The following is a 17,042-nucleotide window of genomic DNA, read 5'->3' on the forward strand; positions in this document are numbered from 1 at the left end:
CGCTATAAAAGGCCGTTAGCGAACAAGGCGATGCCCGATTTTGCGGAGCCCACGCTGTTTGCACTTGGCGGATGGTATTTTATTGGTATTGTCTTTTGCGCAGGGCCCGGCCGGTTTTCGGCGGGGCCTGTCTTGGATTTGAGAGGGTTTGAGTGGCGGACGCGTCCGGAAATCTGTTCACAGACGGCCCAGTCGTGCTGCCCCTGGGCGGCCCGCTCTATCTCCAGCTCAAGCGCTGGATCGAAGATGCCATAAAGCGCGGCGCAATCAATCCCGGCGATGCGCTGCCCTCCGAGCGTGACCTGGCCATCAAGACAGATGTCTCGCGCGTCACGGTGCGCAAGGCGGTGCAGCAACTGGTGCAGGATGGCGTGCTGGTGCAGCGCCACGGCTCCGGCACCTTTGTGGCCCAGCAGGCGCAGCGGGTCGAGCAATCGCTGTCCCAACTGACCTCCTTCACCGAAGATATGGCGCGGCGCGGCATGGCGGTACGGGCCGAATGGCTCGATCGCGGCCTTTACCACCCCTCGACCGAGGAAACGGTGATCCTCGGACTCGGCGCCGGCGAACAGGTGACGCGCATCGCCCGCCTTCGGCTCTCCGAAGATACGCCTTTGGCCATCGAGCGTGCCAGCTTGTCCTCCTCCATCCTGCCCGATCCGGACCTGATCGGCGATTCTCTCTATAAGCATCTCGAAAAGTCCGGCAATCGCCCTGTTCGCGCCATTCAGCGCATTCGAGCCGCCAATCTCAGCGATGCCGATGCGCATCTGCTTCTGGTGCCGGTGGGGTCGGCGGGCCTGTTCATAGAGCGCATCTCTTATCTGCCGTCCGGCCGCGCCATCGAGTTCACCCGCTCCATCTATCGGGGCGATACCTATGATTTTGTCGCCGAGCTGCGCCTGGGCGACGCTGCACCCGCAGGAGCCGGCAAGCCATGACAGCCATGACCCATATGCGCCGCGAGATCGAGGAGATTCCCGAAGTCGTGGCGCGCTTCCTTTCTGCGTCATCCCCGGTGCTGGGCGAGGCCGCCGCCCGGCTGCGCACCGAAGATCCGGCCATGGTCATCACCATCGCGCGCGGCTCTTCCGATCACGCCTCGGCCTATCTCAAATATGCCATCGAGCTGACAATGGGCCTGCCGGTGGCCTCGGTCGGGCCCTCTATCGCTTCCATCTATGGACGGGATCTGCGCCTCTCCCGCGCCGTGGCGCTGGCCATTTCGCAGTCCGGCAAGAGCCCCGATATTGTCGGCATGGCCCAGTCGGCCCGGCGCAGCGGTGCCACGACCCTGGCCATCACCAATACCGCCGGCTCGCCGCTCACCCAATCGAGCGATTTCACCATTGAACTGCATGCCGGCCTCGAAAAGAGCGTTGCCGCCACCAAGACCTTCGTGACCTCGGTGGTCGCGGGTCTGGCCTTGTTGGCGCACTGGAGCGGCGACGTCGAGCTGCAGCGCGCCGTCGCCGCCTTGCCCGAGCGCCTGGCCGGGGCGGTTGCCTGCGATTGGTCTGAGATGATCCCGGCGCTCGATGGGCATAGCGCCCTTTATGTGCTGGGGCGCGGTCCGGGTTTCGCCATTGCCAATGAAGCGGCGCTGAAATTCAAGGAGACCTGCGGCATCCAGGGCGAGTCCTACAGCGCCGCTGAAGTCATGCATGGGCCGGTGTCCATCGTCAACCCCGGCTATCCGGTGCTCGGGCTTGCCGCTCGCGACGCCGCCGAAAAGTCGGTGGCGGACATGGCGCACAAGCTGGCCGGGCAGGGGGCGAGTGCTTTTCTGACCAGCGACCTGGGAGGCGCCGCGCGACGCCTGCCCTTTGCCGCCACTGGTCACCCGATCACCGACCCCTTGGCGCTTGTGGTGTCCTTCTATGGCTTCGTTGAGGCTTTGGCCCGCCATCGCGGCCTTAATCCCGACGAGCCGCCAATGCTCAAGAAAGTCACGGAAACATTATGAGCCAGCTTCTCGCCTTCACCGGAGCCCGAATTTTTGACGGCAATGCCTGGCATGATGGTTCGGCACTGCTGGTCGAATTCGGCTATGTCGCCGGCATCGTGTCGACCGACGCCCTCCCGGACAATGCCGAGCGCCACGCGCTCGATGGCGGCATGCTCGTCCCCGGCTTCATCGACCTGCAGGTCAATGGCGGCGGCGGCGTGCTGTTCAACAATGCGCCGACTGTGGAATCCATCCGCACGATATGCGCCGCGCATGCCCAGTTCGGCACCACCGCTCTGCTGCCGACGCTGATCACCGACACCGCCGCGGTCAATATCGAGGCCATCGCTGCCGGCGTGGAAGCCTGGAAGCAGCGCGTGCCGGGCTTCCTGGGCCTCCATCTCGAAGGTCCACACCTGTCTTTGGCGCGCAAGGGCACGCACGACCCCGCTTTGATCCGCCCGATGGATGCTGCCGATCTGGCCCGCACCGTCGCGGCAGCGCATGACCTGCCCAATCTACTCTGCACCGTCGCCGCCGAAACGGTGACGCCCCAGCAGGTGGCGGCCCTTGCCGGGGCCGGTGCCGTCGTCAGCATCGGCCATTCCGATGCCAGCTACGACGTCACCAACGCCGCCTTTGCCGCCGGGGCCACAATGGCGACGCATCTGTTTAATGCTATGAGCCAATTGGGCAATCGCGAACCCGGCGTGGTCGGCGCCGTACTGTCCAATCCCAATGTCTTTGCCGGGCTGATTGCCGACGGCATTCACGTTCACCCCGCCGCCATTGCTGCCGCCTTGCGCGCCAAGGTCGGACCCGGACGCATCTTCCTGGTCACCGATGCCATGTCGCAGACCGGTACCGACCTCAAAACGCTTACCCTCAACGGCCGCACCATCACTCGTGCCGATGGCGCGCTGCGACTGGCCGACGGTACCCTTGCCGGCGCCGACCTCGATATGATCGATGCCATCACCTTTATGGTCGATCACATCGGTCTCGATTTCGAGGAAGTCATCCGGATGGCCTCCCTCTACCCTGCCGAGGCGATGGGCATTGCCGACACTTATGGCCATCTGGGCCATTCGGCGGTGGCCAATTTCGTGCATCTTTCCAATGAGCGCGCCGTGCGCTCCACCTGGATCGGAGGCGAGGCCGTCTGGTCTGCCTGATTGCTTTCATTCGCTATTTGCAAGCGTCCCCGCCTTCGCGAGGCGGGGACTTTTTTAATGCGGTTCACCGCAATTGTGTCAGCGCTCCGCCCAGACTGTGTCCGGTCGCCATATCAGGGGCGCTGGTCCACCACCTGCGATTGGTAACCGGCTTCTTTCTGAAAACGTCTTGTTTTAGAGGCCTTTAACCTATTGTTAGGGGTGCTTAACACTTGGTTTCAATCTGTGTGCTGAATCTGCAACATCCGCATGGCAACCAGATTGTGGCAGCCTCGAAAGCCGGTTTCGGCGATTGCGTCCTGTTTTTGCATGCGTAGAGTGGGTCTTGCGAATCCATGCATGGGATCGTTTGTCGGTCGCAACGCGACGGCAACACACAGCACCACGAACAGTGTGGTCGCGTTTCGACAAACCGCTGGGTAACCGGCACCAAAAAATGACTGACTTTGGAGGTCAATTAATGAAACTCAAGAGCCTTATCCTCGGTTCTGTTGCTGCCGCTGGTCTCTCGACCGCTGGCTTCGCTGCCGATCTTGGCGTTCTCACCTCGCTGGACGTCTGCGACGCTCTCGGTCTTTCGGGCCTGACCATCTCGTCCGACACCAACTGCCTGCAGATCTCGGGCGAAGTGAAGTATGAGTTCCAGTGGGGCGACTACGCTGCCAACTGGAATGGCGGTACCAACCCTGCTTGGATCAACAGCCATGCCGGTGGCCGTAACGTCATGGACAACGACAGCGTCGTCGTCGGCGGCGTGACCTATGACAACGACTGGCGCTCCAAGGTCGAAACCTGGCTGAAGTTCGTCGGCACCGCCGACAGCGATTTCGGTCCGGCTTCCGCCACCATCAAGCTGAAGTCCCTGACCGACACCGTCTTCACCAACGAAGGCTACAACGCTGCTGGCGTTTATGTCGGTTCGACCGTTGGCGGCGACGCCACCACGAACGGCGCTGGCTCGAACGGCGCTTGGATCGTTGACGAAGCTTTCGTCTCCGTCGGCGACACCACCGTGATCATGGCTGGTAAGAAGGGCTCCGTTGCCAACTTCGGCGATGACGAACCGTTCAACTGGCTCGGCCTGTTCAACTCTGACGCCGTCGATAAGGGCGTCATGTTTGCCAAGAACCACCCGAAGACCGGTGGTCATGTTATCCAGGTCGTTTCCGATCTCGGTAACGGCGTTGGCGTGAAGCTCGGCCTCGAAAACCTCGAAGGTTCGACCTCTGACGCCTTCAACGGCATCCCTGCTCGCAATGGTGGTCAGGCTGCTGGTACCCTCGTCGGCGTTCTCGAATACGCTGGTGAAGGCATCACCGCTCACGTCACCGGTCTTGCTGGTGGTGTGCTCGACGGCGTTGTCGAAGACTGGGCTGTCCATGCTGGCGTGACCGGCACCTTCGACGCCTTCAAGGTCCGCGCTGCCGGTGCTTTCTCGAGCCACGCTGCGAACACCAACTACTGGAACGTTCTGGGTTCGGCTCAGGCCACCTTCGACATGTTCACCATCGCCCTGTCGGGTGAAGCTGCTGGTGGCCAGGTCGGCGGCGTTGCTCTCGCTAACCAGGTTGGCGTCGGCGGCTCCATCGGCGCAACCGTCACCGAAGGCGTGAGCATCAACCTCGGTGGTCGTTGGTACGACGAAAACACCGCGATTGCTAACACCGAAGGCTACCAGGTCGCCGCTCAGCTCGTCGCTGCTGTGACCGAAACCATCAAGATCACCGGTGAAATCGGCGTCTACGGCACCAACAAGCCTGTTGCTGTCCAGCAGACCGACTTCTACGGCAAGGCCGAACTGGCCTGGGCTCCGGGTGGTGGTTTCACTTCGTCCATCGCTGGCGAAGCTCACCAGAACGGCGCTTACAAGGTTACCTTCAAGGCTGCCAAGGCCTTCCAGTAATCTCTGCCTCGCTTATGCGAACGGAAAGGCCCGGCTCATGCCGGGCCTTTCTGTATATGGGCCTCAGTTCGCCCGCGGCGTCGCGACAGGGCGCTCACACATGCATCTCTTGGCCGCGACGGCTGGTGAAGTGTGCGTGATCTTGGGGGCGGAGACGCGTTTTTCTTTGTGACGCCTGCCGAATTATCCTAGTTTCACCGCCGTGGCGGCAATTTCAGTGGATTGATGATGTTGAGGAATCTGCTCTTTTGGGTGGTGTCGGGCACGGCTGTTGGTTTGCTCGCCAGCACATCGGCCCTGGCACAGGTCGCGGTCGATACGAAACCGCCGGTTTTGCTGGCGCAGATCACCAGCGCTCCGCCCTCACGCTCGGATTCTTCGATCAGCCTTCCGCCCCCGCGCATTTCCGACTACTGGATGAGCATCAGCCTCCAGCCGGGCGGGGTATTGGTTTTTGACGGTTACGCGCCCGACGCTGCAACACGCGACCGCTTTGCTGAGGTGAGTGGGGCCGACGTCAACTGGCTCAAGCTCGGCAGCGGTGCTCCGGCTCAATACCAGCAAGCCACCGAACTCGGACTGACCCTGCTTTCGAAACTGTCCGAGGGCCGCTTTGCGCTGCGCGCCAATGTGGTGACCATTTCGGGAATAGCCGCAACGCAGGCCGACTATGACGCCGTCCAGTCGGTGCTGGCGGCAGGTGCCCCCGCTGGTGTCGTCCTGGCCATGGCCGAAATCCGCCCGCCCGTCGGCGCTGAAGCCAATGTCGCGGCCTATGGCTGGAGTGCGGTGAAGCAGGCCGGTGGCCAGGTCGAGATTGGCGGCATGGTGCCGTCCGCTGCGGTGCAGCAGGACTTGGCCGGCCGCGTGTCTACCGCGCTTACCGACAAAAGCCAGATCAACGCCGCCGCGCCAGAGGGTTTTGCGGCGCAGGCCGAACGCGCCGTCGCAATATTGGACCTGCTATCCGAGGGCCAGGTGGCGTTCGACGGCACCATGTGGTCGGTCACCGGCAAGGGCCAGGAAGCCGACAGCATTGCCGCGATCGCAACCATTCTCGGCACGGGCGCGTCGGCCTGGAATGTGAATGTGACGCCGGCGCCGGTTGTCGCAGTTGCGCCCTCTGAGCCGGTCGAACCCGTGACCCCGCCAGCCGAAACGCCTGCTACGCCTCAACAATCTGCGCCTGCGTCCACCGAGTCGGAAGCGCCGGCGGCCCCTGCCGTCGTCGAGCAGACCCCGGCGCCCGCCGCTGTGTCTCAACCCGCCTCAGGCGCTTCAAACATTGCGCTTTGTCGTGACGAGGTGAATGCCCTGTCGGCCCAGAACGCCATTCTGTTCCAGTCCGGCGCCGCCGTACTGGCGCCTGGAGCTGCACCCGTTCTCGACAGCTTTGCCACCAGCCTCAATCTTTGCCCCGACGCCGTCATCCATATTGAGGGTCACACCGATTCCGATGGCGACGACCAGCGCAATCTGGTGTTGTCGGTGTCGCGCGCCGAAGCTGTGGTCAATGCCTTGATTCAGCGCGGTGTTTCCCCTGATCGGCTCTACGCCATTGGTTATGGCGAATCCCAGCCGGTGGCCAGCAACGACACACAGGATGGCAAACGCAGGAATCGCCGCATCGTCGTGAGCGTGCTCGAGGAGCACGAATAGCAGCGCCGGCTCAGGCGGCCGCGTCGGCCTGGGCGCGTTCGGGATCGATCACGAATTGCGCCACCGCCTGGACTTCCTCGATCTGGTCGAACAGGGCAGGGGAGCCCTGGCCGGAAATGATCAGCGCCAGCGCCTCAGGTCGGCGGCGGGTCATTTCCTCGAAGGTTTCGCGCCGCAACTGATCGGTCAGCTGCGTGCGCAACATCATCAGCGGCGCGCATTTGAGCGCGTCGAAAAGCGGCCACTGCGCCACCAAGACGTCGTCGAAGTTGAAGCGCTTCAACGGATCGAGCAGTCGGGGGTCGAAGAGCGGCCGCGCCCGACCGCGCTTGTCGAACCAATGGCTGCGCAGAGCCAGTCCGTCCAGCGCCTCTTCGCTGCTGCCGGGATAGTCGCCGGCCAGCATGCGACGGAACCCGGCCTTCACCGCCTTGGCGCTCCTAAGGCCCTGAATATGCGCCATATTGTTGCGCAGGCGGACGATGCCGCGTGAGTCGGCCACCGGCCCGGAATCGAGCAGGATCGTCCCCGCGATCAGCAGGGGGTGCGACGCGGCCAGCAGCATTGCCACCTGTCCGCCATGCCCTTGGCCGAGCAGCATTGCGCGGCCAATTCCCAGCGCGCTCAGGATGTCAGCAACATCTGCGGCATCGTTGATCGAATTATAGTCCTCGGTGCGAAGCCGATCGTCAGATCGGCCGCGTCCCGGCAGGTCGATGAGCACCACGGGCCAGTCATCCAGCCCCAAGCGTTTGAAATATTGAACGAAACTTGTGAAGTCGCTCATATTGCGATGATAGCCGGCAAGGCACACCAGGGGCGTTCGACCGTCGCCCAGCCGGCCATCGACATGCACCGCCGCCGTGATCCGGGGATTGGAAAGGGCGATGCGCTGCACGGGCAGACCCGTGAAGGTGGGGTGGTCGCTGGCTACTTTTCGCTTCTGCAGGAACGCAAACATATGCTCATTTACCGGCGCCACCGGCCTGGCCACAAGTTGGATTTGTGTCGCGAGACCCGCCTTGTCGCAGAAGGCAGTTAAAAGTATGGTGCCGCTCGTCCCTGCGGGAGGCATGGGACACAACACACCCCTATCGGCCGGCGTTCAGCTCCGGCACCCAAATCAAGGAATATCGACAAAATGCTGCGTGGTTCGATTACGGCACTCATCACCCCCATGCGTGACGGGGCCGTGGATGAGAAAGCCTTCGCCAGCTTTGTCGATTGGCAGATTTCCGAAGGCACGCATGGCCTGGTGCCCGTCGGCACCACGGGCGAAAGCCCTACGGTCAGCCATGAAGAGCACAATCGCGTCGTCGAGATCTGTGTCGAGGTCGCCAATAAGCGCGTGCCGGTGATCGCCGGTGCCGGGTCGAACTCCACCGCCGAAGCGGTGTCGCTGGCCAAGCATGCCGAAAAGTCCGGCGCCGATGCCGTGCTTTCGGTCGTGCCCTATTATAACAAGCCCAATCAGGAAGGCCTGTTCCAGCATTTCTCCGCTGTCGCCAAGGCCATCGGCATCCCGGTCATTCTCTATTCGGTGCCGGGCCGCACCATTGTCGATCTTTCCGTCGACACGATCGTGCGTCTGCGCGATGCCCATCCCAATATTATCGGTGTCAAGGACGCGACCGGCAGTCTCGAACGCGCCACCATGGAACGCGTCAAGCTGGGCGATGATTTCATCCTGCTTTCGGGCGATGACAGCACCGCCCTCGGCTTCAATGCCCATGGCGGCAATGGCTGTATTTCGGTGACAGCCAATGTTGCGCCGCGCCTGTGCTCGCAGATGCAGGAGCTTTCCCTGGCCGGCGATTTCAAGGCAGCCCGCGCCATCAATGAAAAGCTGTCCTATCTCCACAAGGACCTTTTCATGGAGCCCAATCCGGCTCCGGCAAAGTATGTGGCCAACCGCCTCAACCTCTGCGCCAATGAAATGCGGCTGCCGCTGATCCCGATAAGCAAGGCAACGCAGGACGCCATGGACTTTGCAATGGCCCATGCAGGTCTTATCTAACCCTTCATGGCACAGCAGAAGAACGACAAGAGCAAGAATGGTTGGATCAGCCACGGTCTCGTGGCTGAAAACCGGCGCGCGCGCTTCGATTACGAAATCGGCGACACCATCGAGGCCGGCATTGTCCTGACCGGCACCGAGGTCAAGTCGCTGCGTCTCGGCAAGGCGCAGATCACTGAGTCCTACGCCTCTCCCGAGCAGGGGGAACTGTGGCTCATCAATGCCCATATTCCCGAATATCTACAGGCCAATCGCTTCAACCACAGCGAGCGCCGCCCGCGCAAACTGCTGATCAGCAAGAAACAATTGGCGCGGCTCGACGCCGATGTGGCCCGCGCGGGTAACACCATCGTGCCGCTGAAGCTCTATTTCAACGATCAGGGCCGCGCCAAGCTGCTGATCGGCGTCGGCAAGGGCAAGAAGAACTACGACAAGCGCGCCACCAGCCGCGACCGCGACTGGAACCGCGACAAGGCCCGCATCATGAAAGAAGGCGGCCGCGGCTGAGCGCCCACCGAAAGGCAAGCTTACGCCACAGGCGTGACCTGAGAGTGTTTCGCGCGCTCACCAATTGGGATTTGGGGCCCTGCGCGACAGGTGAAACGCGCACCAGGCCGCCCTCGGGGTGACCCGAGGGCCTGTCCGCAAGCCACCATACATCACTGCTGCGCATTGAAATTGGCTCTCGGGTCGAGCCCGAGGGTGGTCTGGCGGGATATGGTGTGCCAACACGCCGCTCCATCGCCTCCCTCCCCTTGAAGGTCAGGGCTATCGCATATGGACTTATCGGTCACGGGCTCTCATCCCCCACCCCCAACTCTCCCCGCAAGGGGGAGGGAGTTCGGGCGGCGCTTTGGGTAAAATCTTACCCCAAGCACGACGCGTCTCCTCCCCCTTGACGGGGGAGGTTGGGAGGGGGTGTGCAGCAGGCACAAACCCATATGCGATAGCCCGGCCTGGAGGGGGAGGGCAGGGGTTGGGCAGTGACACACCGATGGACCCCCTCCCGCAATCCCGCCCCTCAACGGGGAGGCGAAAGAGCCCTGGGTCCACTTCAGTTTGGAATGGTCTAAGCCTCAGCCGGCTTTTGCACCTGTGGCCGGCCAACCGTCCGCGCCAGCTCCGCGACGTCGAGGAAAAAGTCGGCCTGGCGGCGCAGATCGTCTGAAATCATCGGCGTCGAGGTGGCCAGCGTCGAGACCACCGTCACCCGCTTGCCCTTGCGCTGCAGCGCCGCCACCAGCGCGGTAAAGTCGCCATCGCCGGAAAACAGGATCAGGTGATCATAATAGGGTGATTGCTCGAGGGCATCGACCGTCAGCTCGATGTCCATATTGCCCTTGATCTTGCGGCGCCCCATGGCATCGGTGAACTCCTTGGCCGGCTTGGTCACCACCGTATAGCCGTTATAATCAAGCCAATCGATCAAAGGGCGGATCGAGGAATATTCCTGATCTTCCACCAGGGCTGTGTAGTAATTAGCGCGCAGCAGATATGCCTTGGCGCTGAATTCGGTGAGGAGTTTTCGGTAATCGATATCGATGCCAACGGCCTTCGATGTTGCATAAAGATTGGCGCCATCGATGAAGAGCGCGATTTTCTCGCGTGGATCAATTGCCATAATAATGCTCCGACTGAAATGCTTTGTAGTTGAAAATACGCCACCCGCGTCCCCAGGGGCAGCTTTGAAACTAAGAATGCGTTTAAATTCGCTATTCGCACATTTTCGGCGAGGCGACAAGCTCCGCCCCTTAGCCTTGTCATCGTGGACTGCATCGTGTAAGGCAGGCCTTCATTCCCCCAAAGTGTGGAGACGTTTGTGGCACGCGTCACCGTTGAAGACTGCATCGAGAAGGTCGAGAATCGCTTCGATCTCGTCCTCATGGCCGCTCACCGCGCGCGCATGATTTCCTCCGGCGCGCAGATCACCGTTCCCCGCGACAATGACAAGAATCCCGTCGTTGCCCTGCGTGAAATCGGCGATGGCACCATTTCTCCTGATGATTTGCACGAAGATCTGATTCATTCGCTGCAGAAATATGTCGAAGTCGACGAACCCGAATCCAGCGCCGCTCCGCTGATCGAGAGCGCCGGTGATGACGATTCGATCAATTTCGATACCATCAGCGAAGAAGAACTGCTGCGCGGCATCGAAAGCCTCGCTCCGCCGGAAAGGCGCGATGACTGAAAGCCGTCCCACCAGGGCAAATCGCTCCGGTGGAGCGATTTAAACTGAGCAGACCGAAACGCTGCTCGTAGGGCGAGCGGCAAACAACACAATTGCCGTTGCCTCGCACCGCGTGGCGACTATATCAAAAGAGCGTCCGGCCTGCGTCGGGCGCTCTTCTCATTTCCAAAACAGGCGCTAAGCTCATCCATAAGAGCGAGCGGCTAATCATATGATGCGTCAGTACGAGCTTGTCGAACGCGTTCAGGCCTATAACCCGAACGCCGACGAGCAATTGTTGAATAAGGCCTATGTCTACGCCATGCAGAAGCATGGCTCGCAAAAGCGCGCCTCTGGCGACCCTTACTTCAACCACCCGCTTGAGGTCGCGGCGATCCTCACCGAACTCAAGCTCGACGATGCCTCGATCGCCGTGGGCCTCTTGCATGACACTATCGAGGATACCGACGCTACCCGCGCCGAAATCGATCAGCTGTTCGGCGGTGAAATTGGCACCATTGTCGATGGCCTGACCAAGATCGAGCGGCTGAACCTGGTGTCCCGCGAAGAGGCGCAGGCCGAAAACCTGCGCAAGCTGCTCCTGGCCATTAGCCAGGACGTGCGCGTGCTGCTGGTCAAGCTGGCCGACCGCCTGCACAATATGCGTACCTTGCAATATATGCGCGCCGACAAGCAGCAGCGCATTGCCCAGGAGACCATGGATATCTATGCGCCGCTCGCCGGCCGCATGGGTATGCAGGATATGCGCAACGAGCTGGAGGACCTCAGCTTCCGCATCCTGCATCCGGATCACTACGAAGCGATCACGGCGCGTCTGGATCAGATGCAGGCCGACCATCGCGAGACCATCGATACGATCACCTCCGAGCTGACCGACCGGCTTTCCGCCGAAGGCATCACCGCGCGGGTCAAGGCGCGGGTTAAGTCGCCCTATTCGATCTTCTCCAAGATCGAGCGCAAATCCATCGCGCTGGAACAGCTGTCCGACATGATCGGCTTCCGGGTCGTCGTCGGCTCGGTCGACCAGTGCTACAAGACGGTAGGACTCGTCCACACCGCCTGGAAAGTCGTGCCGGGGCGGTTCAAGGACTATATTTCGGTCCCCAAGCACAACGACTACCAGTCGATCCACACCACCATTGTCGGGCCCAGCCGCCAGCGCGTCGAACTACAGATCCGCACCGAGGAAATGGACCGCATCGCCGAATTCGGCATTGCCGCCCATGCGCTCTACAAGGATGGCGCCTCGGCCAATCTCGGTCGCATCGAGAGCGAATCCCAGGCCTATGGCTCGCTGCGCCAAACCATCAGTCATCTGACTTCGGGCATTTCGACCGAGGATTTTCTCGAATACACCAAGCTTGAGCTGTTTCAGGACCAGGTGTTCTGCTTCACCCCCCGCGGCCGGCTGATCGCGCTGCCCCGCGGCGCCACGCCCATCGACTTCGCCTATGCGCTGCATACCGATATCGGCGATACTTGCGTTGGTGCCAAGATCAATGGCTTGATCCTGCCGCTGGTGACGCAATTGCGCTCCGGCGACGAAGTCGAAATCCTGCGCGACCAGAACCATCGCCCGCCCTCCAACTGGATCGGCATTGCCGCCACCGGCAAGGCCCGCGCCGCCATTCGCCGGGCGGTGCGCCAGACCGCCACCCAGCGCGCTTTTGCCCTGGGCGAAAACGTGCTCTCCATGATGTTGGAGCGCGAAGGGGTTATGCTCGATGAGAGCGAAGCCAAAACTCTGGCCGAGGCGTTGGAACAGCCCAATAAGCGCGACCTGCTGATCGCCATTGGCGAGGGCAAGATCGGCAGTGAGGACCTTGGCAATGCACTCGCCCAGGTCAAGGGCATTCGCAAGCGCCGCCGCAAGCTCGACCTGCCGGTGGCCGACACCGCCGATGGCTGGTTCGCCCTGCGTGCCACCGATCAGTTCCGCTTCCGCGTTCCCGGTGGCCAGCGCTCGGGCAGTCATGCCAAGGCGGCCCTAGCCCAGCTTGATTTCCACACCCCGGTGCAATTGTCGGGGGAGGGCGTCGTGCCGGGCGATCGCCTTGTCGGCATTCTCGAGCCCGACCGGCCGATTACCGTTTATCCCATCCATTCCGATGCGCTGATGGACAAGCACGACAGCGACGTGGCCTGGGTCGATGTCCGCTGGAACCTGCAGGGCAGTGAAGAACGGCTCTATCCCACCGTTATTTCCATGGAATCGGTCAACAAGCCCGGCTCGCTCGCCCAGATTTCGTCGGCAATCGCCGCCTGCGAGGCCAATATCAACAATCTGGTGATGCGGATGATTTCGCCCGACTTTCACCAGATGATCTTCGAAATCGAGGTGCGCGACCTTGCGCAACTGACCGATGTTCTGGCAACCCTCAAGCGCAGCCCCGGCCTTTCGGCCGTCCAGCGCGCCGGCCTCCGCGAGGCCAGCATGATTTCGACGCTGGAATGGGATGGCAGGATCGACAGGAGTGCGCGCAATGACGAATGAGGATGTTCTAGCCATTTTCCGCGAATGCGGTGCCATGCTGGAGGGACATTTCATCCTGTCGTCTGGCCTGCGCTCGCCGGTTTTCCTGCAGAAGGCCAAGGTGTTCCAATATGCCCACCAGACCGAAAAGCTCTGCAAGGCTCTGGCCGAAAAGATCCGCGCAGAAGGCTATGGCGATGTGACCAAGGTGGTGTCTCCGGCCATTGGCGGCATTATTCCCGGCTACGAAACCTCCCGCCATCTCGGCGTTCCCGCGCTTTACACCGAGCGCGTCGATGGCCAGTTCGAGCTGCGCCGCGGCTTCGAGATCGAGCCCGATGACAAGGTCATCGTCGTCGAGGACATCGTCTCTACCGGCCTCTCGATCCGCGAATGCGTTGATGCCCTGCGCAAGATCGGCGCCAATGTGGTCGCCGCCGCCTGCCTCATCGACCGCTCCGCCGGCGAAGCCGATGTCGGCGTGCCGCTGGTCTCGCTGATCCAGTACAAGGTCCCTGCCTATCCGGCCGACCAGCTGCCCCCCGAACTCGCCGCCATCCCCGCCATCAAGCCTGGCAGCCGCGGCATCCAGGGTGTGAAGTGATCTTCGCAAGCCCCCCTCATCCGGCGCTGCGCGCCACCTTCTCCTCGAGAGGGAGAAGAATGGTCCGGCGCACCCCTCTTGTTCCTCTCCCTCTCGGGGAGAGGGTGGATCGGCCAAAGGCCGAGACGGGTGAGGGGGCTTTCGCAACACACATTGAGGCGGCATCATGATCATCGGCCTCGGCTCCGACCTCATCCAGATACATCGCGTAGAGCAGACGCTTATCCGCTTCGGCGACCGCTTCGTGCAGCGCTGCTTTACCGAAATCGAGCAGAAAAAATCCGATCGCCGGGCTCAGCGTGCCGCCTCCTATGCCAAGCGTTTCGCTGCCAAGGAAGCCTGTTCCAAGGCCCTGGGCACCGGCCTTAGTTTCGGCGTTTATTGGCGCGACATGGGCGTGGTGAACCTGCCGTCCGGCAAGCCGACCATGCATCTGACCAATGGCGCCGCGCGTGCTCTGGCCCGGCTTGTGCCGGCGGGACACGAGGCCCATATCCATTTGACCATTACCGACGATGCTGGCCTGGCTCAGGCCTTCGTCGTCATCGAAGCGCTGCCCGTTGACCCCAAAGGCGCAACTGTCTAACGCTTTGGCACCGCCTGAACGGGGACCACAATGACTCAACCTGCCGACAAGCCTGCCCAGAAATCCGCCGCCAGCGAGTGGTGGGATACGCTGGTGGTCATTGTCGAAGCGCTGCTCATCGCCATCGTGCTGCGCTTCTTCCTCTACCAGCCCTTTTCCATCCCCACCGCCTCGATGCAGCAGACGCTGATGATCGGCGACTACTTCGTCGCCAATAAATTCGTCTGGGGCTATGGCAAGCATTCCTTCTCGCTGGGCCGCTACGGCGATTTCGCGCTGCTCGACTTCGAGCTGCCGATCTCCAACCGCATTTTCGGCCGTGATCCAAATCGCGGCGATATCGCGGTGTTCCGCCCGGTGCCGCAGAATATCGAATATATCAAGCGCATCGTCGGCCTGCCGGGCGACAGGATCCAGGTCAAGGAAGGCCGGCTCTTTATCAACGGCACCATGGTCGAGCGCGAACTGGTCGGAACCGCGGAAGATACAGACAGCAATGGCGATACCCGCCAGGTCCAAGTCTATCGCGAAACCTTCCCGGAAGGCACGACCCACATCATCCAGGAAATCGGCGACAACCTGCCGCTCGACAACACGCCTGAATATGTGGTCCCCGCTGGCCACTATTTCATGATGGGCGACAACCGCGACCGTTCCGCCGATAGCCGTGTGCTGAGCCAGGTCGGCTATGTCCCCGCCGTCAATCTCATCGCCAAGGCCGAGGCGCGCTTCTTCTCCATCAAGGACAACCTGCCGCCCTGGCAGATCTGGCAGTGGCCCGCCAATGTGCGCTGGGATCGCATGTTCCAGTCGGTCTATGGCAATGGGCCGTATGACACCACGGAAGCGCCGTGAGCCGTCGCGACAAGGGACACGAGAAGCTGCAGGTTCGGCTGGGCTATAGTTTTGCCGATGTCGGCCTGCTCGAACGCGCGCTGAGTCATTCCAGCGCCATCTCGCCGGGCAAGCGCATCGAACAGTCCTATCAGCGGCTCGAATTTCTCGGCGACCGGGTGCTGGGCCTGGTTGTGGCGGACATGCTCTATGCCCGCTTCCCCAAATCCAATGAAGGGGAGCTGAGCCGCACGCTCAACACCCTGGTGCGCAAGGAAACCTGCGCCGATATCGCTCGCAAGCTCGATCTCGGCAAGGAACTGATCCTGGGCGAAAGCGAGGCGAGAACCGGTGGTGCCGAAAAGGACGCCATTCTCGGCGACGTCACCGAAGCCATTATCGGCGCCATCTTTCTCGATGGTGGTCTCGAGCCGGCATCGGACTTCATCCGGCGCTATTTCACCCAGTTCCTCGCCGATGGTCAGGCCAACCGCGCCGACGCCAAGACCACGCTACAGGAATGGGCCCAGGCCCGTGGCCTCGAACCGCCGGCTTATCTGCAGGTCGAGCGGCGCGGCCCGGACCATGCACCCGAATTCACCATTGCCGTCGAGGTCGCCGGTTTCGAGCGGATCGACGCCACCGGCCCATCCAAGAAGATCGCCGAACACAAGGCGGCCGAGATGTTTCTCATCGCCCAGAATGTTTGGAAGGAAAAGAAGTGAACACACCCTCCGAACTGGCCGACACCTCCTGCGGCTTCATCGCCCTGGTCGGTGCGCCCAATGCCGGCAAGTCGACGCTGCTCAATGCCCTGGTGGGCACCAAGGTCTCCATCGTTACCCACAAGGCGCAGACCACCCGTAGCCAGGTGCGCGGCGTGCTGACGCTGGATCAGGCCCAACTCGTCTTCGTCGATACGCCGGGCATCTTCGCGCCCAAGAAGCGGCTTGAGCGCGCCATGGTCGAAAACGCCTGGGGCGGGGCAGGGGACAGCGACATCGTCGCCTTCATCATCGATGCCGACCGCGGCGTGACGCCCGATATCGAAACCCTGCTCGAGGGCCTCGAAAACATCCGCCAGCCCAAGGTGCTGATCCTCAACAAGATCGACACCGTCAAGCATGAGAGCCTGCTCGCCCTGTCGCAGAGCCTCAACGAGCGCCTGCGCTTTGAGGCGACCTTCATGCTCTCCGCCCTCAAGGGCCACGGCGTCAAGGATTTCATCGACTGGTGCATCAAGCACATCCCGCCCGGCCCCTGGCATTTCCCGGAAGATCATCTCACCGATCTCACCATGGCCATCACCGCCGCCGAGATCACGCGCGAAAAGCTGTTCCTGCGCGTCCATGACGAAATCCCCTATAACGCCACGGTCGAAACCGAGAGCTTCAAGATCCAAAAGGACGGCTCCTACAAGATCGACCAGGTGGTCTATGTCAGCCGCGACAGCCACAAGAAGATCGTGCTCGGCGCCGGCGGGCAGACCATCAAGGCCATCGGTGCCGAGGCCCGCAGGGAGCTGATGGAAATGTACGAGGTGCCGATCCATCTCTTCCTCTTCGTCAAAGTCCGCGAAAAATGGGCCGACGATCCCGAGCGCTACCGCGAAATGGGCCTGGAATTTCCAAGTGGAAAGAACTGAACTCTTATCC

Annotated in this window: 16 protein-coding genes; 14 read left to right on the forward strand and 2 right to left on the reverse strand. The window is 61.7% G+C overall.

What is annotated here, in order from left to right:
• Nucleotides 1-152: 152 nt before the first annotated feature.
• The 5 genes from BGO80_RS17910 to BGO80_RS17930 all read left to right on the forward strand — a co-directional run bounded on the left by BGO80_RS17910 (nucleotide 153) and on the right by BGO80_RS17930 (nucleotide 6,685).
• Complete coding sequence (locus BGO80_RS17910; protein WP_126151301.1) at nucleotides 153-941, forward strand: GntR family transcriptional regulator; 789 nt, start codon at nucleotides 153-155, stop codon at nucleotides 939-941.
• Nucleotides 938-1,966: an SIS domain-containing protein gene (locus BGO80_RS17915; RefSeq protein WP_286722783.1), complete on the forward strand. Its 1,029-nt coding sequence runs from the start codon at nucleotides 938-940 to the stop codon at nucleotides 1,964-1,966. The genes BGO80_RS17910 and BGO80_RS17915 overlap by 4 nt, the downstream gene beginning before the upstream one ends.
• Complete coding sequence (gene nagA, locus BGO80_RS17920) at nucleotides 1,963-3,123, forward strand: N-acetylglucosamine-6-phosphate deacetylase (RefSeq protein ID WP_286722785.1); 1,161 nt, start codon at nucleotides 1,963-1,965, stop codon at nucleotides 3,121-3,123. The genes BGO80_RS17915 and nagA overlap by 4 nt, the downstream gene beginning before the upstream one ends.
• A 460-nt stretch (nucleotides 3,124-3,583) precedes the next feature.
• The gene (locus BGO80_RS17925; protein WP_126151304.1) at nucleotides 3,584-5,026 is read left to right on the forward strand and encodes a porin family protein; all 1,443 of its coding nucleotides are present in this window, start codon (nucleotides 3,584-3,586) and stop codon (nucleotides 5,024-5,026) included.
• A gap of 231 nt (nucleotides 5,027-5,257) precedes the next feature.
• Complete coding sequence (locus BGO80_RS17930; RefSeq protein ID WP_286722787.1) at nucleotides 5,258-6,685, forward strand: OmpA family protein; 1,428 nt, start codon at nucleotides 5,258-5,260, stop codon at nucleotides 6,683-6,685.
• A 10-nt stretch (nucleotides 6,686-6,695) separates the two neighbouring features.
• Here BGO80_RS17930 and BGO80_RS17935 read toward each other — a convergent pair whose 3' ends face one another.
• The gene (locus BGO80_RS17935; protein WP_286722789.1) at nucleotides 6,696-7,583 is read right to left on the reverse strand and encodes an alpha/beta fold hydrolase; all 888 of its coding nucleotides are present in this window, start codon (nucleotides 7,581-7,583) and stop codon (nucleotides 6,696-6,698) included.
• Between the two features lie 243 nt (nucleotides 7,584-7,826).
• On the opposite strand from BGO80_RS17935, the gene dapA reads away from it, so the two are divergent.
• Nucleotides 7,827-8,702: a 4-hydroxy-tetrahydrodipicolinate synthase gene (dapA, locus tag BGO80_RS17940; RefSeq protein WP_126151307.1), complete on the forward strand. Its 876-nt coding sequence runs from the start codon at nucleotides 7,827-7,829 to the stop codon at nucleotides 8,700-8,702.
• 6 nt (nucleotides 8,703-8,708) lie between these two features.
• A complete protein-coding gene (gene smpB, locus BGO80_RS17945; protein ID WP_126151308.1) occupies nucleotides 8,709-9,209 on the forward strand; it encodes an SsrA-binding protein SmpB in 501 nt (166 codons plus the stop codon).
• A 562-nt stretch (nucleotides 9,210-9,771) separates the two neighbouring features.
• Here the strand turns inward: smpB and BGO80_RS17950 are convergent.
• Nucleotides 9,772-10,323: a LabA-like NYN domain-containing protein gene (locus BGO80_RS17950; RefSeq protein WP_286722792.1), complete on the reverse strand. Its 552-nt coding sequence runs from the start codon at nucleotides 10,321-10,323 to the stop codon at nucleotides 9,772-9,774.
• A 198-nt stretch (nucleotides 10,324-10,521) separates the two neighbouring features.
• Between BGO80_RS17950 and rpoZ the strand changes: the two genes are divergently transcribed.
• The 7 genes from rpoZ to era all read left to right on the forward strand — a co-directional run bounded on the left by rpoZ (nucleotide 10,522) and on the right by era (nucleotide 17,032).
• Nucleotides 10,522-10,890 carry a DNA-directed RNA polymerase subunit omega gene (gene rpoZ, locus BGO80_RS17955; RefSeq protein WP_126152075.1) on the forward strand — a complete coding sequence of 123 codons (369 nt, stop codon included), beginning with the start codon at nucleotides 10,522-10,524 and terminating at the stop codon, nucleotides 10,888-10,890.
• Between the two features lie 211 nt (nucleotides 10,891-11,101).
• Nucleotides 11,102-13,384 (forward strand): RelA/SpoT family protein, encoded by a 2,283-nt coding sequence (locus tag BGO80_RS17960; RefSeq protein ID WP_286722794.1) that lies wholly within the window; start codon nucleotides 11,102-11,104, stop codon nucleotides 13,382-13,384.
• Nucleotides 13,374-13,967 (forward strand): orotate phosphoribosyltransferase, encoded by a 594-nt coding sequence (pyrE, locus tag BGO80_RS17965; protein ID WP_286722795.1) that lies wholly within the window; start codon nucleotides 13,374-13,376, stop codon nucleotides 13,965-13,967. Before BGO80_RS17960 ends, pyrE begins: the two co-directional genes overlap by 11 nt.
• A gap of 166 nt (nucleotides 13,968-14,133) precedes the next feature.
• Nucleotides 14,134-14,553, forward strand: a complete 420-nt coding sequence (gene acpS, locus BGO80_RS17970) for a holo-ACP synthase (protein ID WP_126152078.1) — start codon at nucleotides 14,134-14,136, stop codon at nucleotides 14,551-14,553.
• Nucleotides 14,554-14,583: 30 nt separating this feature from the next.
• The gene (gene lepB / locus BGO80_RS17975) at nucleotides 14,584-15,408 is read left to right on the forward strand and encodes a signal peptidase I (RefSeq protein ID WP_286722797.1); all 825 of its coding nucleotides are present in this window, start codon (nucleotides 14,584-14,586) and stop codon (nucleotides 15,406-15,408) included.
• The gene (gene rnc, locus BGO80_RS17980) at nucleotides 15,405-16,112 is read left to right on the forward strand and encodes a ribonuclease III (protein ID WP_286722799.1); all 708 of its coding nucleotides are present in this window, start codon (nucleotides 15,405-15,407) and stop codon (nucleotides 16,110-16,112) included. Before lepB ends, rnc begins: the two co-directional genes overlap by 4 nt.
• Nucleotides 16,109-17,032 carry a GTPase Era gene (gene era, locus BGO80_RS17985; protein WP_286722801.1) on the forward strand — a complete coding sequence of 308 codons (924 nt, stop codon included), beginning with the start codon at nucleotides 16,109-16,111 and terminating at the stop codon, nucleotides 17,030-17,032. Before rnc ends, era begins: the two co-directional genes overlap by 4 nt.
• Nucleotides 17,033-17,042: the final 10 nt, after the last annotated feature.

Origin of the sequence: Devosia sp. 63-57 (assembly GCF_001899045.1) — a bacterium.
In the GTDB taxonomy this organism is placed as follows: domain Bacteria; phylum Pseudomonadota; class Alphaproteobacteria; order Rhizobiales; family Devosiaceae; genus Devosia; species Devosia equisanguinis.